Genomic DNA, 17,378 nt, shown 5'->3' on the forward strand with positions numbered 1-17,378 from the left:
TGATGTCCCTGATCCGCGCGCTCAGCAAGGAACTGCAGGCCCGCAGCGACGACTCGTTGCGGGCCCTGTTCTCCGCGCGGCCGGACCTGATCTCCCCGGCGGTGCCGGACTTCCCCGCCTTGGCCGCGCGGGCCAGCGGCCGGGTCAGCGTCCAGCGGGCGCTGGAACGACTGAACCGTCCCGAAATGCAGGTGCTGGAAACCCTGCACCTCTGCACGAACACGGACACTGGCCACAGCGCGTCCGCCGCGACGCTCAAACGGCTGATCAACGGCTCCACCGTGACCGCGCTCGAGCGACTGCTGCACTCACTCCAGGAACTCGCCCTCGTGCATCGGGCCGAGCCCCCGCATGGTTCGACCCCGGCCGCGGGCCGGCAGCGCTTTTACCTTCCGGTCGGGAGCCTCAAGGACGTCATCGGTATCTATCCTGCCGGGCTGGGACGGAGCTATACAGAACTGGTGCGGCTGCAACCTGCCTTCGCCCAGCGCGTGGTCCAACTTGTCGGCGAACTGCACCGCACCGGTGCTGCCATCGCCCCGGCCACGACGCCGATGGAGGCCGCGCTGTCGTTGCAGCACTGGACCGCCTCGCCGGAAGCCCTGCAAACGCTGCTCGCCGACGCTCCCGACCGCACGGCGGCGCTGCTCGCCCGGTTCGGAAACTGGGCTATGGGCGCGGTTCCCCAGGCGCAGCGCCGCGCATCCGTGCTGAACGAGGGCTCCGACGTCGGGCCGGTCGACTGGCTGTTGGCCCGCGGGCTGTTGGTGCCGCTGGACGCCGCGCACGTGGAGCTTCCGCACAGCGTGGGCATTTCGTTGCGGGGCGGCTTCGTGATCGAACACTTCGCGCTCAGCCCGCCGGTGCCACGGCTGGGACAGACCAGCGCGGCGCTACGCCGCAACGCCGCGCTCGGCGCCATCGCCGAGACGCTGAGGCTGGTCGGCGAACTGCTCCACGCCGTGCGGGAACAGCCGCTCGTTACCCTGCGCAGCGGCGGCGTGGGCGTCCGGGAAATGAAGCGCCTCGCCGACGCCCTGCGGATCGGCCTGAATGAAGCCGGTGTGCTGGCGGAGCTCTGCGCCCTCTCCGGGCTGCTCCGCCTGGACGTGGACAGCTCTGCCTGGATCCCCGCGCCGCAGCTGGAATGGCCGGCGCTGCCCCGGCAGGAACAGTGGCTGTGGCTCGTCAACGCCTGGCTTGCCAGCGAACGCGTCCCGTCCCTGGTGGGCCAGCCGGTGAGTGGCGTCGCCACCGCCCAGGCGCACCGCGGCACGGCCGCAAGCACCATCAATGCCCTCTCCGCGGAAGCGCAGCGGCCCGATGCCCCGGTGGTCCGGAAACGGATCCTGGAGATCCTGAACGAACTCACTGTGGAGGCCGCGGCGGCCGACGGCGAGGCCCCGGTGCTCGACGCCGCCGCCGTGCTGGAACGCGCCGACTGGTCGCAGCCGCGGATGGCGCGCCGCTTCAGTTCGCTGATCCGCGGGGTCCTTGCGGAAGCCGAAATGCTGGGCTTGATCGGGTCCGGCGCCCTGAGCCAGATCGGGGCGGCGATCGCCGTCGAACAGCCCGATGAGGCCCTGGCCATCCTGGGCGAGCACCTGCCGGCGGCGCTGAACCACGTGCTACTCCAGGCGGACCTGACCGCCGTCGCCCCCGGGTACCTTGACCCGGAGCTGAGTGAGAAACTCCTGACCATGGCGGACGCGGAGGGCCAGGGCCCGGCCACCATCTACCGCTTCTCCGTGGCCTCGGTCCGCCGTGCCCTGGATGCCGGGCAGGACGCCCGGGGGCTGCTGGAGTTCCTGCGCGAGCACTCCGCGACCGCGGTGCCGCAGCCGCTGGAGTACCTGATCGAGGACACGGCCGCGCGCCACGCCCGGCTCCGGGTGGGGCCGGCAGCGAGCTTCATCCAGAGCGAGGACGAGACGTCCCTGCTGGAACTGCTCAATACCCCGGCTGCCGCCGGCCTGGCCCTGGTCCGGATCGCCCCGACAGTGCTGGTCTCGCCGGCCGCGCCCCGGGAGGCAGCCCAGGTGCTGCGCGGCCTGGGCCTCTCCCCCGCGCTGGAGGACACCGGTTCCCCCGTCGTCCGGCTGCGCCGCAGCACGGCGGCGCCCGGGAGCACCCGGCCGGTCTACACGGCCCCCCGCACCGCCCCTGCGGACGCCGACGTCGACGCCCAGCTGGCCGTGCTGCGCGACGGCCGCACCCTGCCCGCCGGCGGAGCGCCGGAGGGCCGCGGCACGGCGGCGCCCGGCGCCGAGGCCGCTACACAGCTGGGCCTGGAGACCCTGCAGAAAGCGATCCGGCTCAAGCAGCCGGTGGTGATGAACGTAGTGGACAGCCTGGGGAATGCCAGCCGCGAAACCGTTGTTCCGGTAGCAGTGAACGGCGGCCGGGTGCGGGTGTTCGACCCGGCCAAGGACACCGAACGCGTCCTGTCCATCCACCGGATTATTGATGTTGAAGCCACAGAGGAACTGCTCCAGTGAATGACGGACCGCTGATCGTCCAGAGTGACAAGACCATCCTGCTGGAAGTGGACCACGAACAGGCTACCGAGGCGCGCCACGCGATCGCCGCCTTCGCCGAGCTGGAGCGCGCCCCGGAACATGTCCACAGCTACCGCTTGACGCCGCTGGGGCTCTGGAATGCCCGGGCGGCCGGGCTCGACGCCGAACAGGTGCTCGACACCCTACTCAAGTACTCCCGCTTCCCGGTGCCGCACTCGCTGCTGATCGACATCGAGGAAACCATGTCCCGGTACGGCCGGCTGCGGCTGGAGAAGGACCCGCAGCACGGCCTCGTCATGCGCACCTCCGACTACCCGGTGCTCGAGGAGGTCAGCCGGGCGAAGAAGATCGCTCCCCTGCTGGGGCCGCGGATCGATGCCGAGACGGTGGTGGTGCACTCGTCGCAGCGGGGTCAGCTCAAGCAGTTGCTGCTCAAAATCGGCTGGCCCGCGGAGGACTTCGCCGGCTATGTCGACGGCACGCCGCACCCCATCATGCTCAATGAATCCGGCTGGAAACTCCGCCCCTACCAGCAGCTGGCCACGGAGAACTTCTGGGCCGGCGGCAGCGGCGTCGTCGTGCTTCCCTGCGGCGCCGGCAAGACGCTGGTGGGCGCTGCCGCGATGGCCACGAGTTCCACCACAACGCTGATCCTGGTGACCAACACGGTGTCCGCGCGGCAGTGGAAGGACGAGCTGCTCAAACGGACCTCCCTCACCGAAGAGGAGATCGGCGAATACTCCGGCTCGGTCAAGGAAGTCCGGCCCGTCACGATCGCCACCTACCAGGTGCTCACCACCAAGCGCGGCGGACTGTACCCGCATCTGGAACTCGTGGACGGCAACGACTGGGGCCTGATTATCTACGACGAGGTCCATCTGCTGCCGGCGCCGATCTTCCGGATGACCGCGGACCTGCAGGCACGCCGCCGCCTGGGCCTGACCGCCACGCTGGTCCGCGAGGACGGCCGCGAGGGCGAGGTTTTCAGCCTGATCGGGCCCAAGCGCTACGACGCCCCGTGGAAGGACATCGAGGCGCAGGGCTACATCGCGCCGGCGGACTGTGTGGAGGTCCGGGTGGATCTTCCCCGCGACGAACGCGTGGCGTATGCCATGGCCGAGGACGCGGACAAGTACCGGCTCTGCGCCACCTCGGAGACCAAGACCGGGATCGTGGAGCGGCTGGTGGCCGAGCACAACGGCGAGCAGCTGCTCGTGATCGGGCAGTACATCGACCAGCTGGACGAGATCGGCGAGCGGCTGCAGGCCCCGGTGATCAAGGGCGACACCTCGGTCAAGGAACGCCAGCGGCTCTTCGACGCCTTCCGCGCGGGCGAAGTGCAGACCCTCGTGGTGTCCAAGGTCGCGAACTTCTCCATCGACCTGCCGGAGGCCTCGGTGGCGATCCAGGTCTCTGGGTCCTTCGGCTCCCGCCAGGAAGAGGCCCAGCGGCTGGGGCGGCTGCTGCGGCCCAAGCAGGACGGTCGGGCCGCACGCTTCTATTCGCTCGTGGCACGGGACACCCTGGACCAGGACTTCGCCGCAAAGCGCCAGCGCTTCCTGGCCGAACAGGGCTATGCCTACAGGATCATGGACGCCAAGGATGTTGGCGCCGGCAGCTAGCCGGCCTCCATTCAACACACATCTGCCTCCCAGAAAACTCACAGAGTCTGGGAGCATCATGGGAACCATGAAAAAGAACGGTCCCGAAGCCAAGCTGCTCGTTGTTGACGATGAACCCAACATCCGAGAGCTGCTCTCCACCTCCCTGCGCTTCGCCGGCTTCGAAGTCGTCTCCGCCGGCACTGGGCGCGACGCCCTCGCCGCCGCGGAGCTCCATGCCCCCGACCTCGCCGTGCTGGATGTGATGCTGCCGGACATGGACGGGTTCACCGTCACCCGCCGGCTGCGCGCTTCGGGCAAGCACTTCCCGGTGCTGTTCCTGACCGCGAAGGACGACACCGAGGACAAGGTCACCGGCCTCACCGTCGGCGGCGATGATTACGTCACGAAGCCCTTCAGCCTCGACGAGGTGGTGGCGCGCATCCGCGCGGTGCTGCGCCGCACGCAGCCGCTCCAGGACGACGACGCCGTCATCCGCGTCGACGACCTTGAACTGGACGACGACGCCCACGAGGTCCGCCGCGGCGGCACCGTGATCGAGTTGTCCCCCACCGAGTTCAAGCTGCTGCGCTACCTCATGCTCAACCCGAACCGGGTGCTCTCCAAGGCGCAGATCCTGGACCACGTCTGGGAGTACGACTTCAACGGGGACGCCTCGATTGTGGAGTCCTACATCTCCTACCTCCGGCGCAAGGTGGACATCGACCCCGAGGCGCCGGCCCTGATCCAGACCAAACGGGGCGTCGGCTACGTGCTGCGGACGGCTGAGAAGCGCTGACCTTGCTGCACCGTTGGAGGGCGGCCTCGCTGCGGTCGCAGCTGGTCGCGATCATGATGGCCCTGATGCTGGTGGCACTCACCGCCACCGGCGCCGGCACGCTTGCCCTGCTGCACAGCTACCTGCAGGGACAGGTCGATGACAAGCTCAAGGCCGCCGTCGAGACCGCCCGCCAGCAGCAGTCCTTCAGCCAACTGCAGGACCAGAACCCGAACGTCCCCACCGACTACTCGCTGATGCTCTTCAGCCCGGGCCAGCCCGCCTACGTCTTTGGCGGCAGCAAGGGCTCGCGCCCTTCCATCGGCAGCATCAGCCCGGAGGACGCCCGCAGCCGCGGCGAGGCTCCCTTCCAGGTCCGCGGCACCGACGGCCGAAACTGGCGGGTCGTGGCGGTCAACGTGCTGGATGGGAACCAGCGTGCCGCCGTCGTGGTGATCGGCCTGCCGCTGTACCCGGTGGATTCGGTGATGGAACACGCCGCCCTCGTGGTGGTCGGCGTCGGGCTGCTGACCCTGGTCCTGGCCTTTTTCATCGCCACCTGGACCGTCACCCGGTCCTTCCGTCCGCTCGCGCGGGTGGAAAAGACGGCCGCGGCGATCGCCGCGGGCGACCTTTCCCGGCGTGTGGAGGTCGAGAACCCTGACACCGAGGTCGGCCGGCTGAGCCGGTCCCTCAACGCCATGCTGGCGCACATCGAATCGGCGTTCGCCGCCAGGATGGCTTCCGAGGCGAGGATGCGCCGTTTCGCCGCCGACGCCTCCCACGAACTCCGCACCCCGCTGGTCACCATCCGCGGCTTCTCGGAGCTCTACCGGCACGGCGCCCTGGCCACGCCCGAGGACGTTGCCACCGCCATGGGCCGGATCGAGAGTGAAGCCAAGCGGATGGGCGCCATGGTGGAGGACCTGCTGCTGCTGGCCCGGATTGACGAACAGCGCCCGCTGCAGCAGAAGCCTGCCGACCTCCTGCTGCTGGCCCACGACGCCGTGGTGGACACCCAGGCCAGCGACCGCAGCCGGGTGATCTCGCTCCGGGGGCTCGACGGCGGCTCCGGTGCCCCTGCCCCGGTGCTGGGCGACGAAGCGAAACTGCGCCAGGTCATTGGCAACCTGGTGGGCAACGCCCTGCGCTACACGCCCGAAGGCACCCCGATCGAGCTCGCCGTGGGGGTGCGGATGGACCCCGACGGCGCACGCCGCTCGGTGATCGAGGTCCGCGACCACGGGCCCGGCGTGCCCGAGGACGAGGCCGCGAGGATCTTTGAGCGTTTCTACCGGGCGGACACCTCGCGGACGCGGGAGACCGGCGGCAGCGGCCTCGGGCTGGCGATCGTGGCGGCCATTGTCGGTTCACATTCGGGTACGGTCCGCGTCCAGCCGACCGAGGGCGGAGGCGCTACCCTCGTGGTCAGCCTTCCGTATCTGGATGAAGCAGAGGCCACTGAGACGGCCGAGGCAGCCGAGCCACCCGTGGAGACGCCGTCGGAGGCCGGGGAGTCAGCGGGGGCCGCGGCCGGCCCGGCAGACGGTGCCGCGGCGGAACCCGGGCCGGATCGTTCCGTGCGCGGCTAGCGGTTGTCCACATAGCCGAACTGCCCTCTGGGGCGGGTTCCCGTCGCTGCCTAGGCTCAAAGGGTCCGGAAGATCCGGGCGCTTCCACCCCAGGCAGCCGGGAATCCTGCTCCCCCTGCGATTAAGTCGGGATGCCCGGCTGCCTGCCGGCACACTCGAAAGGCACCCCGTGAGCATCATTTCTGTCGACACTGAACTGCTCCAGCTCAAGTCCGCCAACGTCCAGGCCACGGTCGAAAGGATCAGTGCCGACGTGCAGTCCATGAAGCGCGGGCTGGACGAACTTCAGGCGAGCTGGCGCGGCGCCGCCGCAACCAATTTTCAGGCCTTGATCACGGAATGGGCGCTGACCCAGGGCAAAGTCGAGGCCTCTTTGGCCTCGATCAACCTTGCGCTCAATTCGGCAGCCGCCAACTACGCGCAGGTCGAGCTGAACAACGCCCAGCGGTTTGGCTAGCAGTTCCTGCACGCCAATGTTTGCTGCACCCCAACGCTCCCGTGCGCCCCTCAGCCGAGTTCGCTTGCCCGGGCCTGCGCCGCGTCTAGGCCTCGGGGGTGCCCTGGTGGAAGCGGAGCCGCCACTGCGCACCGTCGAGGACCCACAGGGAGCTGCGCAGCGCCGTTCCGGTGCGGGTGTGGCTGCGATAGGTCAGGAGCACGGTGCCTTCGCCGAGTCGCTCGGCGGCAATCAGCTCCAGCTCGGCGGGAACGCATGGATCGTCCTCCAGAGCCATCATCATCTCGTCGCGGGTCCAGAGCCGCCCCGAGATGCCGATCTCGGTGAAGTCCGGATGCAGCAGCACTCCCGTTCGTCCCAGGTCGGAGCGCGTCTCAGGCAGGAGCAGTTCCCGCTCCAGCGCCTCGACGGTGGCCTCCGGGGTCTGTTCCGCGCCGGCCGCGGCTGCCCGGGATTCCTCTTCCAGCACGCTAAAGAGGTCCGGTTCGGCGAACGGGCCGGATTCGCCGAACAGGGTCGGTTCATCGAACAGCTCCCGGGTTCCGGCCCGGGGTGCCGGCGCGGCGGCCGGGGTCCGGCGGACGCTTGCGGCAGACATGGTCTCCCCTGCGGGAACAGGCTCGCCGGCAACCTGCGCTGCGGGATCCTGCTGCGTGGCGGGGGCAGAGGCTTCTCCGGCGCGGACGAAGCCCGGGCCCTGCCGCGGTGCGACGCCCTGTTGGTAGGCCGTGGCCACCGCCCGGGCGCGGTCGTCCGCTGCCTCGTTGAGGTTGTGGCCCGCGTGGCCGCGGACCCACTCGAAAGTGTATTTGCGCCCGACGAGCGCCTGGTCGATCTCCTTGAGCAGTTCGACGTTAAGCACAGGCTTGCCGTCAGACTTCCGCCAGCCCTTGCGCTTCCAGCCCGGCATCCACTTGGTCACCGAATTGATGACGTACTGGCTGTCGCAGAGAATGTGCAGGTCCTCGCCGGGGAGGTGAGCCGTGGACCGGAAGAGGTCCAAGACGGCCATCAACTCGCCCTGGTTGTTGGTCCCATGCGGCCACCCGCCGGCACGCCAGCAGTCATCGTTCACGTACCAGGCCCAGCCGGCCGGACCGGGATTTCCTAGAGCCGAACCGTCGGCCGCTGCAGTAATCGTCACTGCACTATCCTGCCAGACCTCCGCCCTCCGACGCTCCCGCAGCACCGGCAACAAACCGCCCAACGCTCCCTCACCAATGTTTTTCGGGTGAGGGAGCTTTCCGCACGCCGCCGCCACAACCGCGGGAGCGTGTCTTAACGCCGACGGCGGCCCCACCCGAAGGTGGGACCGCCGTCGTCGAACAGCCAGTGGCTGGCGCTGGGGTTAGAAACCGCCCATGCCGCCCATGCCGCCCATGTCGTCGCCGCCGCCCATCTGGGCACCGGCCTTTTCGGGCTTGTCGGCCACAACGGCCTCGGTCGTGAGGAACAGGCCGGCGATGGACGCCGCGTTCTGCAGGGCAGAGCGGGTGACCTTGACCGGATCGTTGATGCCGGCAGCCAGCAGGTCGACGTACTCGCCGGTGGCTGCGTTCAGGCCGTGGCCTGCGGGCAGGCCACGGACCTTGTCGACCACGACGCCCGGCTCAAGGCCGGCGTTGAAGGCGATCTGCTTCAGCGGAGCGTCGATGGCAACGCGGACGATGTTCGCACCGGTTGCCTCGTCGCCTTCGAGCTGCAGGTTGGCGAATGCCTTGGCGCCGGCCTGGATCAGGGCCACGCCACCGCCGGCGACGATGCCTTCTTCCACAGCAGCCTTGGCGTTGCGGACGGCGTCCTCAATGCGGTGCTTGCGCTCCTTGAGCTCAACCTCGGTTGCGGCACCGGCCTTGATGACTGCAACGCCGCCGGCCAGCTTGGCCAGGCGTTCCTGCAGCTTCTCGCGGTCGTAGTCGGAATCGGAGTTCTCGATCTCCGCACGGATCTGGGACACGCGGCCGGCGATCTGGTCGGCGTCGCCGGCACCTTCGACGATGGTGGTCTCGTCCTTGGTGACAACAACCTTGCGGGCCTTGCCGAGCAGTTCGAGGCCGGCGGTCTCAAGCTTGAGGCCGACTTCCTCGGAGATGACCTGGCCACCGGTGAGGATGGCGATGTCGGCCAGCTGGGCCTTGCGGCGGTCGCCGAAGCCCGGAGCCTTGACGGCAACGGACTTGAAGGTGCCGCGGATCTTGTTGACGATCAGGGTGGCCAGGGCCTCGCCTTCGATGTCCTCGGCAATGATCAGCAGCGGCTTGTTGGACTGCATGACCTTTTCGAGGACCGCAACCAGTTCCTTGACGTTGGAGATCTTGGAGTTGACGATCAGGATGTACGGATCCTCGAGGACCGTTTCCTGGCGCTCTGCGTCGGTGACGAAGTAGGCCGAGATGTAGCCCTTGTCGAAGCGCATGCCCTCGGTGAGTTCCAGCTCGAGGCCGAAGGTGTTGGACTCCTCGACCGTGATGACGCCTTCCTTGCCGACCTTATCCAGGGCTTCGGCAATGAGGGCGCCAATTTCGTTGTCACCGGCGGAGATGGACGCGGTGGCAGCGATCTCTTCCTTGGTCTCGATTTCCTTGGCGGAGGCCAGGAGTTCGCGGGTGACGGCCTCGACGGCCTTCTCGATGCCGCGCTTGAGCGACAGGGGATCAGCGCCGGCCGCGACGTTGCGCAGGCCTTCCTTGACCAGGGCCTGGGCCAGCACGGTGGCGGTGGTGGTACCGTCGCCGGCGACGTCGTCCGTCTTCTTGGCAACTTCCTTGACCAGCTCGGCGCCGATCTTCTCGTAGGGATCGTCCAGCTCGATCTCCTTGGCGATGGAAACACCATCGTTGGTGATCGTGGGGGCGCCCCACTTCTTTTCGAGGACGACGTTGCGTCCACGCGGGCCGAGGGTGACCTTGACGGCGTCGGCGAGGATGTTCAGGCCCCGCTCAAGACCGCGGCGTGCCTCTTCATCAAATGCAATGATCTTGGCCATAACGGCAGTAGTCCTTTCGGGACAGTCGTTAAGAATGAACCTTGGCCGTGGTGCCCGCGACGGACGATTCCTGCCCGGCAGCCTCTGTATGCCGCCGGGCCGGGGATCTCACCCCAGCAAGGTGTTTCTCTCGCCCCCGGTGATCCCGCCGCCACGTCACAGCCGGCCGAGCCGGGCGTCGTGTTAGCAGTCAATACGCGGGAGTGCTAAGTCAATAATTAGCACTCCCCCGGGGAGAGTGCAAGCAGTGGCCGCCCCCGGCCCCGCCGCCACGGTGCGCTCTTCGCTACGAGCGATCAGGAGCCGGCACTGCGGGCGGTTTCGCTTCCGGTCATCTTGGCGTTGTTGTCGGGACCGTAGCTGTAGACCATGAAGGCGGCGGCGGTGACGTCGCCGTTGGAGTCGAAATTGACAGGCCCGGACTGCCCGTTGTAGTCAGGGCGCTTGCCGGCGCGGAGGGCTGCCACGCAGTCCTGGTAGGACCCGCAGGCCTCGGCCTCGCCGGACCCCGCTCCTCCGGCACCGGCCGTCCCGCCGGAGACGGCGATGAGCCTCGAGGCGATCGAGGTCCCGGCGTCGTCCTCCGCCGCGGCAGCGGCGATGGCGGCGAGATTGACGGCGTCGTACGTCTCGGCGGCGAAGGCCATGTCCTTCAGGCCGGGGTCGACGGCCACGAGTTCGGCCTGGAAGTGTGCGGAGGGAAAGGTGCCGGGGAGCACCCCGCGGGCGCCGTCCAGGGCCCTGGAGCCGAGGCCGTGGCCGTACTGGTTGACGGCGCCGTCGCTAAGGACGAGCTTGTTTCCGGCCAGACCCGCATTGTTGAGCTCGGCGATGGCTCCTTGGGCGCCGTCCCGGGCCACCAGCACGACGGCGTCCGGGGAGGCTGCCTTGGCAGCCGCCGCCGCCTGCTGCGCGTGGCCGGCCGTGAACTCGGCGTCGACCGAGGTGCCGAGGCCTGCGGCCTTCGCGGCCGCGGAGACGGCCACGGAGACTTCCTTGCCGTAGCTGCCCTCCTCGTGCAGCACGGCGATGGTCTTGGCGCCGCCGTCCTTGGCGAGCTTGACGAGCACGGAAGCCTGCGCGATGTCCGCGGCGGCGGTTCGGAAGTAGTAGCCGCCGCTCTTGTACTTGCTCAGGCCCGGTGCTGCGTTGGCCGGGGAAATGAGGGCGACCTTGGCCCGGGAGAGCACGTCAATGGCGTCGGCGGCCCGGCTGGAGTCGGTGGGTCCGATCACGACGTCGGCCTTGGCCGCCACCAGGTTCTTGGCCTGGGCTGCCGTATCCGTGCCGATCGATTCCGGCAGCAGTTCCACGGGCTTGCCCTTGTGGCCGCCCGCCGCGTTGATTTCCTTGACGGCCAGCTTTGCCGCCGCCAGCTGGGGGGCGTTGAGGAAGCTTTGTTTGCCGGTGTTGTCCAGGATCAGGCCGATCCGCAAGGTGCCGTCCCCGCTGGCGTCGGCGGCGTCCACCCGGGCGTTGCCGGTGGGCCCTGCGCACGCGCTGAGCGCCACGGCTGCTGCCAGGCCTGCAGCCGCCGCGCGGCGGAGCCGCCTGGCGGCCGGCCGGCGGTCAGGGCTCTTCGGGGCGGGTACGGCAGAGGAGAATGACACTAGGCGGGCCGGACGCTTTCGGCCTGCGGGCCCTTGTCGCCTTCGCCGATTTCCAGCTCCACCCGCTGGCCCTCGGTGAGGGCGCGGTAGCCCTCGCCGTTGATCGCGGACCAGTGCACGAAGACGTCGTCCCCGGAGCTGTCGACGGTGATGAAGCCGTAGCCCTTTTCGGCGTTGAACCACTTGACGGTCCCCAATGCCATCTTCTCCACACTTTCAGCTAGCTGGCTATCGGCCACCTCGTTGTGCGCCGTAATATGCGAAACCAAATCCGCAGATACTCTACCCACAGCCTTCCACCGGGGTGCGGACCGGGCCCGGTACCGCGCGGATAGTTATTGAGGCGTAACCGACGCCGGCGACCGGTGCTACTTGAAGCCGGGACCCAGAACGACAGCGAGGGGCATCTTGAGTTCGGCCGAATCCACGAGGGTGCCGATTCCCAGGAGCGAGCCCAGCGCTTCGGCGTTCGCCTTCTGCGCAGGGCCGTTGTAGAAGACCACCGAGGTCTGCTGGCGGGCGCCGCCCCAGTTGCCGAGCGGGCCAAGGACCCACCCTGCGGAGGTGACCGTGGATCCGACGCGGCCGGCCAGCCCCGCCGTCGCAGTTCCGTTGTAGATCGCCACCGGCTGGGTTTTGTCCACCGCTGCGCTCGGGACCGTCGATGCGGACGGCGCCGAGCCCGCCGGGGCAAGGCTGCCGCTCGGCTCGGCGCTGGCCGAAGGGGTGGGGCCGGCCGCGGCCGTGGTCGGGGCCGGCGACGTGGCGGCGTTGTTGCTGGCCTGGTCCGCCGTGATGGCCGATCCGCCGGCAGGGCCGAAGCCCAGCTTGGGCAGCAGGAGGAAGGCTACGAGGCCGATCGCGAGGGCCGCGGCGCCAAACGAGAGGATGGGACCCAACCGGGGGGAGTGGGGTGCGGAAGCCGTCCGGTGGACACCCTGGCGCGTGGAGGTCTCCGGGACCCGATCAAATTCATCCCGAGCGTACTTGGTCATGGTAAAAACGACGTCCTTGCTGATTTCTGGCTGATGGCCCGCCGACGGTAACTGCGCGGATTTGCGCGCCTCCGGCTGGATTTCCCGCGGGTTTAAGCGTCTGAGCCGAGACGGCGGGCGGTGCGGGCACGTTGACGTGACGTACGTAGTCTACGCAATCTCTTGACCAGCATGGGATCGTGGGCCAGCGCCGCCTCGGTATCGATCAAGGCATTGAGGATCTGGTAGTAGTGCGTGGCGGACAGGTCAAAAAGCTCCCGGATGGCCTGTTCCTTGGCGCCGGCGTACTTCCACCACTGCCGCTCCAGGGCGAGCATCTGCTGGTCCCGGCTGCTCAGCGGCGAGTCTTCGGCGACCGGCGACAGCCGGTCGCCCTCCGCCGGCAGGTACTCCGATGCTGCTTCGGCCACGACACACTCCCTGACTCGTTCCGATAGTTCTCCCCCACATGCTACGGCCGAATAACAGGCTTGTCATTTAACGGGCGGGTCGCGGGGCGTCCTGCGAGAATGGGACCGTGCCTAATTCGTCGCAGCCCGATGCTCTGTTCCAGCTCGAACCGGCGGCTGCCGGGACGGCGGGCTTCGCCGCTATGGCGCGGCAGCCGCTGGACGACCTCATGGCGCCGGACTGGGCGGCCGCACTCGCGCCGGTCGAGACGAACCTCCGGGCGGTCCTGCGCTTCCTCGCCGCCGAGGTGGCCGCCGGCCACGAGGTCCTGCCGGCGCCGTCGAGCCTGCTGCGCGCCTTCCGCCAGCCGCTCGCCGGCGTCCGGGTGCTGATTGTCGGCCAGGACCCGTACCCCACCCCGGGCCACCCCGTCGGCCTGTCCTTCGCCGTGGACGGCGCCACCCGGCCGATCCCGCGCAGCCTGGCCAACATTTATAAGGAGCTCGACGCCGACCTTGGGCTGCCGCCGCGGGTCCACGGGGACCTGGGCCGCTGGGCGGAGCAGGGAGTGCTGCTGCTCAACAGGGTCCTCAGCGTCCGGGCCGGCGCGGCCGGATCGCACCGCGGCAAGGGCTGGGAAGCCGTAACGGCCGCCGCCATCACCGCCGTGGCGGACCGGCACTCCGACGACGGCGCCCCGGCTCCGCTGGTCGCGGTCCTCTGGGGCAAGGATGCGGAAGGGGTGCGGCCGCTGCTCGGGTCCACCGCCGTGATTGCCAGCGCCCACCCCAGCCCCCTGTCGGCCTCCCGCGGGTTCTTCGGCTCCCGTCCCTTCAGCCGGGTCAATGACCTCCTCACCGCCCAGGGAGACGGCACGGTGGACTGGGAGCTGCCGCCGCTGCCCTGAGCCGTTGTTGGCTAGGCTTAGCCGCATGACTTCGCTCCCCGCCGCCACGACCGCCAACCGGAACTCCCGGCCCCAGACCAGCCTCACGGTCCTGCGGCGCGAGCAGCTCTCGCCGCACATGGTCCGGATCGTTGCCGGTGGCCCCGGTTTCGCCGGCTACGTCAACAACGGCTTCGTGGACCGGTACGTCAAGATTGTTTTCCCGCAGCCGGGGATCGACTATCCGCGGCCGCTGGACCTTTGGGCCATCCGGGAATCCTTTCCGCGCGACCAGTGGCCGCACACCCGGACGTACACCGTCCGCTGGGTTGACGAAGCCGCGGCCGAGCTCGCGATCGACTTCGTGATCCACGGCGACGAAGGCCTGGCCGGCCCGTGGGCCGCGGCCGCCCAGGCCGGGGACGCTCTCGTCTTCACCGGACCGGGCGGGGGCTACAACCCGGACCCCGCTGCCGACTGGCACCTGTTCGCGGGCGACGAGTCGGCCCTGCCGGCGATTAGCGCCGCGGTTGAGTCCCTGCCCCGGGGCGCCCGGGGCTTGGCCTTCCTGGAGGTGGACAGCGACGCCGACATCCTCGACGTCGACGCCCCCGCGGGCCTCGAGCTGCACTGGCTCCCCCGCCGCGGCGCCCCGGCCGGCAGCACCCCGCTGCTGGTGGCCGCCGTGCGCGACGCCGTGTGGCCGGAGGGGCGGGTCCAGGTCTTCGCGCACGGTGAGCGCGGCTCAATGAAGGGCCTGCGCGAGGTGTTCTATGCCCAGCGCGGCCTCGAGCGCGGCCAGGTCTCACTGTCCGGCTACTGGGCTCAGGGCCGGGTGGAGGACGACTTCCAGGCCGAGAAGAAGCTGCCGATCGGCAAAATCTAGCCGCTCGTCCCGGGCCGGCGGCCCCGGGTCCACTTGGGCAGGCTAGCGGCGGCGGGCCCGGCGCCGTTCGTTGCTGGCCAGGCTCCGGGTCAGAGGCCGGGCCAGGGTGTCACCGAGCACAATGCCGGCGGCAACGCCGAGCACGATTGCCCCGGCGTTGAGCATCCCGCCTGCGCCCATCAGGATCTCGGATTCCTCGATCGTCAATACATACATGGACCGGAATATAGTCAGGCCGGGCAGCAGGATGAGCGCCGCAGGCACCGCCACGACCAGCTGCGGGGCTCCCATCCGTAGCGCCACCACCCGGGCCAGGAGACCGATGACGACGGCTGCCAGGGCCGGAGCGAACCGGGGGCCGATACCCGCGGCCGTCCCGCCGATCAACACGAGGTGCCCGACGACGCCGACGGCCGCCGTCGGCAGCAATAGCTTCAGCGAGGTCTGCTCGGTCACGCCGATCGCGACCACGGCGATGGCGACCAGCGGCACGAGCGCCCACAAGGGATAGACCGGCGGGAATGTTTCGGTGACATCGATGGCTTTCATCCCGCTCATCGCCCCCACGACGAAGCCGACCGCGATTCCCGCGACGAGGGCTCCGAAGGTGAGCATGGTGGACAGGAACCGGCCGGCGGCCGTGACCGGGAAGCCGTTGATCGCGTCCTGCACCGAGGAGACGAGCCGGCCGGTGGGGAGCAGCAGGAGAATCCCGCCGACCACCACGATGGCGGGGGCGATCTGGATTCCGATGCTGCCGCCGAACCGCCACAGCAGCAACGCGATCAGCGTGACCACGAAGGAACACGCTGCCGTGATGAAGAAGTCCGGCGTGCGCCAGCGGCCCAGTTGCCGCGCCAGCAGGCTGATCAGCAGGTTGGACAGGAAGGCGACCCCGGAGGCGGCGAGGCCTCCGCCCAGCACGCCGACGAAAACTGCGGAGAAGACGCCGAAGGCAACGGTGACCATCCAGCGCGGGAAGGGTTTCGGGCTGTGCGTGATCTCGTCGAGCCGGCGCACCGCTTCCTCGCGCCCCACCCCCCCGGCCACGATCTCCGTGACCAGCTGGTGGACCTCGGCGAGGCCGGCGTAGTTGTTGGTCCAGGACCGCACGACGCGCAGCAGCGAGATGGGCGTCTGGTCCTTGGGCGCGTAGTTGATGGCCACCGACTGGTTGGTGATGTCCACCTCGATGTTCTTCAACCCCAGCGCGGCCGTGATGGCGATGATGCTGGTCTCCACTTCAAGGGCCCCGGCACCGTACCGGAACATCGATTCGGCCAGCTTGAGGGCAAAGTCGATGGTTTTGCGGGCGGACGCGTCCACGCCGCCGACCTGGATCATCGGGTTGGCGTACGGACTGCCGGCCAGCCGGTCGACGATGCTCAGCGGGGCCGTCGGCGGGTTTTCGCCCTGGACCAGCCTGCGGAGCATGCGTTTGGCGGCGGCGTTCTGGCGCACCTGCAGGGGCGACATCGGCTCGGTCTTGGGCAGTCCGTCGGTGTGCGGCCTCCGCTGCCCGTCGGTTTCCTTGGTCATTCCGGCGTCCTCAACTGGTCCGTGGCGTCCGGTTTAGTAGAACTGCTGGCCCGTGCGCCGCGTGTAGAGCTGGCGGGCGACGCGCTCCCCGGCGGCCATCCAGGCCTTGTACTTCAGCGGGCTCAGGACCTGGTCATAGCAGCCGACGAAGTCCGTGACGGTTTTGCTGAAGCTGGTCTTGAACAAGCCGAGGCCGTGGAACGGGTTGGACGTGTCCTTGAGCTGGTCGCTGGGGGGCGTGCCGCAGAAATCGTATTCGATGCAGCCGAGTTCTTTGAACTGGTTGATGGCCGTCCACTGCACCAGGTGCGAGTCGCCGTACTGGTTCCGCTTCTGCAGCGAGCCGCCATCCTTGTACGTGCCCTTGCGGCCGTAGTTGATGACGAATGCGCCCACCGAGGGCACGCCGTTCTCATAGACGAACAACAACCGTCCCTGGTCGCGCTTGATGAAGTTGGTCCAGAACTGGCGGTAGTACTCGTATTCGCGCACCCGGACCTGGGACTTGGCCTCCACCGTGTTGGTCATCAGCGCATACATGGCCCGGAAGTTCTCTTCGGTGGGGTCCACGTTGTGGACTTCCACGCCCTCCCGGAGAGCACGGCGGACGGCGTTGCGGCCGCGCGAGTGCAGGTTCCGCAGCAGCTGGTTCTCCTCCGGTGAGATGTCCAGCAGTGCTGTTGAGTCGTTGGGTTGCAGGTTGTGGGTCTTCACCAGGCCGGCACCTTCTATGACGCGCCGGGCCTCCTCGGAGAGGACGATGTCGGGTTCGATTTTGATCGCGAAGACTCCCAGCCGGGCGCGTTTCACAAACTCGGCGTTGGCCGCGGCGATCCCGGGGATGTCCTCGACGGACGCCACGTCCGGGCCCTTGATCAGGTACCAGAGCTTGCCGAGCAGCGGGAAGGACTTCTCCAGGATGAGGTTGTAGCTCGTGTAGTCAGCGGTCTCATAGACGAGGTGCAGGGGCTTCCAGCCAAAGTGCTGCTTGACCTCGGCAAAGGCCTCCGATTGCAGGAGATTGCCGCCATTGGGGTTCGCCGTGACGTGGGCATCCCAGTTGGCGATCTCTTCGGCTGAGGCAAAACGGGCAGTGAATTCACGCAAGGGGGCGGCATCCAATCATTGCGGTACGAGCA

The 17,378-nt window shown here is 68.6% G+C and carries 15 protein-coding genes; 7 read left to right on the forward strand and 8 right to left on the reverse strand.

The genetic code is table 11. The features are described from left to right. Window positions 1–2 precede the first annotated feature (2 nt). The 5 genes from ACZ5Z0_RS06000 to ACZ5Z0_RS06020 all read left to right on the forward strand — a co-directional run bounded on the left by ACZ5Z0_RS06000 (window position 3) and on the right by ACZ5Z0_RS06020 (window position 6,947). Entirely contained in the window at window positions 3–2,498 is a 2,496-nt protein-coding gene (locus tag ACZ5Z0_RS06000; RefSeq protein WP_464110311.1) for a helicase-associated domain-containing protein, read from the forward strand. Next, window positions 2,495–4,141, forward strand: a complete 1,647-nt coding sequence (locus ACZ5Z0_RS06005) for a DNA repair helicase XPB (RefSeq protein WP_464110312.1) — start codon at window positions 2,495–2,497, stop codon at window positions 4,139–4,141. The genes ACZ5Z0_RS06000 and ACZ5Z0_RS06005 overlap by 4 nt, the downstream gene beginning before the upstream one ends. Window positions 4,142–4,208: 67 nt before the next feature. Beyond that, window positions 4,209–4,919 (forward strand): response regulator transcription factor, encoded by a 711-nt coding sequence (locus tag ACZ5Z0_RS06010; RefSeq protein ID WP_138770167.1) that lies wholly within the window; start codon window positions 4,209–4,211, stop codon window positions 4,917–4,919. Between the two features lie 2 nt (window positions 4,920–4,921). Continuing rightward, a complete protein-coding gene (locus ACZ5Z0_RS06015) occupies window positions 4,922–6,490 on the forward strand; it encodes a sensor histidine kinase (RefSeq protein ID WP_464110313.1) in 1,569 nt (522 codons plus the stop codon). Between the two features lie 169 nt (window positions 6,491–6,659). Next, a complete protein-coding gene (locus ACZ5Z0_RS06020; RefSeq protein ID WP_138770168.1) occupies window positions 6,660–6,947 on the forward strand; it encodes a WXG100 family type VII secretion target in 288 nt (95 codons plus the stop codon). 85 nt (window positions 6,948–7,032) lie between these two features. On the opposite strand, the gene ACZ5Z0_RS06025 is transcribed toward ACZ5Z0_RS06020, so the two are convergent. The 6 genes from ACZ5Z0_RS06025 to ACZ5Z0_RS06050 all read right to left on the reverse strand — a co-directional run bounded on the left by ACZ5Z0_RS06025 (window position 7,033) and on the right by ACZ5Z0_RS06050 (window position 12,948). Beyond that, window positions 7,033–8,091 carry an RNase H family protein gene (locus tag ACZ5Z0_RS06025; RefSeq protein WP_464110314.1) on the reverse strand — a complete coding sequence of 353 codons (1,059 nt, stop codon included), beginning with the start codon at window positions 8,089–8,091 and terminating at the stop codon, window positions 7,033–7,035. 204 nt (window positions 8,092–8,295) lie between these two features. Continuing rightward, a complete protein-coding gene (groL, locus tag ACZ5Z0_RS06030) occupies window positions 8,296–9,933 on the reverse strand; it encodes a chaperonin GroEL (RefSeq protein ID WP_138770170.1) in 1,638 nt (545 codons plus the stop codon). Between the two features lie 296 nt (window positions 9,934–10,229). Further along, complete coding sequence (locus ACZ5Z0_RS06035; RefSeq protein ID WP_464110315.1) at window positions 10,230–11,543, reverse strand: ABC transporter substrate-binding protein; 1,314 nt, start codon at window positions 11,541–11,543, stop codon at window positions 10,230–10,232. After that, the gene (locus tag ACZ5Z0_RS06040) at window positions 11,543–11,746 is read right to left on the reverse strand and encodes a cold-shock protein (RefSeq protein ID WP_138770172.1); all 204 of its coding nucleotides are present in this window, start codon (window positions 11,744–11,746) and stop codon (window positions 11,543–11,545) included. The genes ACZ5Z0_RS06035 and ACZ5Z0_RS06040 overlap by 1 nt, the downstream gene beginning before the upstream one ends. A gap of 165 nt (window positions 11,747–11,911) precedes the next feature. Next, the gene (locus tag ACZ5Z0_RS06045) at window positions 11,912–12,538 is read right to left on the reverse strand and encodes a LytR C-terminal domain-containing protein (protein ID WP_464110316.1); all 627 of its coding nucleotides are present in this window, start codon (window positions 12,536–12,538) and stop codon (window positions 11,912–11,914) included. A 92-nt stretch (window positions 12,539–12,630) separates the two neighbouring features. Continuing rightward, window positions 12,631–12,948, reverse strand: coding sequence for a DUF3263 domain-containing protein (locus tag ACZ5Z0_RS06050; RefSeq protein WP_464110317.1), 318 nt, complete (start codon window positions 12,946–12,948; stop codon window positions 12,631–12,633). 182 nt (window positions 12,949–13,130) lie between these two features. Between ACZ5Z0_RS06050 and ACZ5Z0_RS06055 the strand changes: the two genes are divergently transcribed. Together ACZ5Z0_RS06055 and ACZ5Z0_RS06060 are read left to right on the forward strand one after the other, a co-directional pair. Continuing rightward, the gene (locus tag ACZ5Z0_RS06055) at window positions 13,131–13,835 is read left to right on the forward strand and encodes a uracil-DNA glycosylase (RefSeq protein ID WP_464110737.1); all 705 of its coding nucleotides are present in this window, start codon (window positions 13,131–13,133) and stop codon (window positions 13,833–13,835) included. Window positions 13,836–13,860: 25 nt separating this feature from the next. Continuing rightward, the gene (locus tag ACZ5Z0_RS06060; protein ID WP_464110318.1) at window positions 13,861–14,700 is read left to right on the forward strand and encodes a siderophore-interacting protein; all 840 of its coding nucleotides are present in this window, start codon (window positions 13,861–13,863) and stop codon (window positions 14,698–14,700) included. A gap of 42 nt (window positions 14,701–14,742) precedes the next feature. Here the strand turns inward: ACZ5Z0_RS06060 and ACZ5Z0_RS06065 are convergent, their stop codons facing one another. Next, window positions 14,743–16,239: a threonine/serine exporter family protein gene (locus ACZ5Z0_RS06065; protein ID WP_464110319.1), complete on the reverse strand. Its 1,497-nt coding sequence runs from the start codon at window positions 16,237–16,239 to the stop codon at window positions 14,743–14,745. Window positions 16,240–16,272: 33 nt separating this feature from the next. Then, the gene (locus tag ACZ5Z0_RS06070; RefSeq protein WP_464110320.1) at window positions 16,273–17,346 is read right to left on the reverse strand and encodes a lipid II:glycine glycyltransferase FemX; all 1,074 of its coding nucleotides are present in this window, start codon (window positions 17,344–17,346) and stop codon (window positions 16,273–16,275) included. Window positions 17,347–17,378 lie beyond the last annotated feature (32 nt).

The organism is Arthrobacter sp. T2-23, assembly GCF_055398325.1.

Coding starts and splice junctions, on each gene's coding strand:
- ACZ5Z0_RS06000 (WP_464110311.1), top strand. CDS start 3: ATGTCCCTGATCCGCGCGCTCAGCAAGGAACTGCAGGCCCGCAGCGAC.
- ACZ5Z0_RS06010 (WP_138770167.1), top strand. CDS start 4,209: ATGAAAAAGAACGGTCCCGAAGCCAAGCTGCTCGTTGTTGACGATGAA.
- groL (WP_138770170.1), bottom strand. CDS start 9,933: ATGGCCAAGATCATTGCATTTGATGAAGAGGCACGCCGCGGTCTTGAG.
- ACZ5Z0_RS06040 (WP_138770172.1), bottom strand. CDS start 11,746: ATGGCATTGGGGACCGTCAAGTGGTTCAACGCCGAAAAGGGCTACGGC.
- ACZ5Z0_RS06045 (WP_464110316.1), bottom strand. CDS start 12,538: ATGACCAAGTACGCTCGGGATGAATTTGATCGGGTCCCGGAGACCTCC.
- ACZ5Z0_RS06055 (WP_464110737.1), top strand. CDS start 13,131: ATGGCGCGGCAGCCGCTGGACGACCTCATGGCGCCGGACTGGGCGGCC.
- ACZ5Z0_RS06060 (WP_464110318.1), top strand. CDS start 13,861: ATGACTTCGCTCCCCGCCGCCACGACCGCCAACCGGAACTCCCGGCCC.
- ACZ5Z0_RS06065 (WP_464110319.1), bottom strand. CDS start 16,239: ATGACCAAGGAAACCGACGGGCAGCGGAGGCCGCACACCGACGGACTG.